Here is a 965-nt window from a genome sequence, read left to right as displayed (position 1 = left end):
ACCTGTCCCCCTTTCCCTCTACCAAGCTCTGGGGTTGAATCCTTCAGGGCTGCTAACTTCTACGCTTTCACCGTTTTGGCACAGCACATAAAACCCCTGGCTGTGGGCGTAAGCTTTTACGTTTTCGCTCATGACCATGGCGGCCACGCCACCCAGCGCCTTGTGGTTTTTATAGAGCGGCAGCAAACGCTTGAGCTTTTCCATTCTGGCAAGATGTTCATCCACATGCTCTTGCGTTAGTTTGCTTTTACATTCCACAGCAACCAGAATGCCATCGTTCACCACCAAAAGGTCAATTTCAACCCCCTCGCCACTGCGCCTGGCTTCAACACCAGGGTAGACCTCGTGCACTTCAATCCCCTGGGACTGAAATAATCGTACCACGGCAGGAGCCACCATGTGCTCCACAAACTCACCCAGCCGGTTTCCCAGATTACCCAGGTTTTTGGATAGATTTTTGATGATGCGGTCGGTTTCCGCAGAGTGTTCCTTCATGAGACGCTCGGTTTCCGCAGAGCGTTCCTTCATGAGGCGCTCGGTTTCCGCAGAGCGTTCCTTCATGAGACGCTCGGTTTCCTGAAATTTCCTGTCTGTCTCTTTATACAAATCCTTGATTTCCTGAAAAAAATACAAAACATCCGGTGTTAATGCCTGTTCCATAGTTACCTCCATTTTGATTGGTTTACCGTATAATCCTATTACTATTATAACCACAATCATTCAACAGGACAACCGCAAAACACGCATTGTCTACCCTTCCCTTTTACCCGAATTGTTACCCGATTTGCAACTATGAAATTATAAAAGGTTACATAATGCAATATACAGTGCCACCGGCTATGCTGTTTATCAATATTCTCGGAATGCGTGCCATATCAATATCTCCTTTCTCATTTCAATTTGCCATCACAATATCATAATGACACAATGTGTCATCGACCTCTCCCCCTTTCCCCCCTTCCCTT

The 965-nt window shown here is 46.8% G+C and carries 1 protein-coding gene; it reads right to left on the bottom strand.

Annotated features, from left to right (window positions below; genetic code table 11):
* Window positions 1-18 precede the first annotated feature (18 nt).
* Window positions 19-660, bottom strand: a complete 642-nt coding sequence (locus tag MTBBW1_RS27205; protein WP_080810142.1) for a GAS domain-containing protein — start codon at window positions 658-660, stop codon at window positions 19-21.
* Window positions 661-965: the final 305 nt, after the last annotated feature.

It is taken from the genome of Desulfamplus magnetovallimortis, from assembly GCF_900170035.1.
In the GTDB taxonomy this organism is placed as follows: Bacteria; Desulfobacterota; Desulfobacteria; order Desulfobacterales; family Desulfobacteraceae; genus Desulfamplus; species Desulfamplus magnetovallimortis.
The sequence above is the reverse complement of the archived record's forward strand: the minus strand, read 5'-3'. Positions and strand labels throughout refer to the sequence as shown.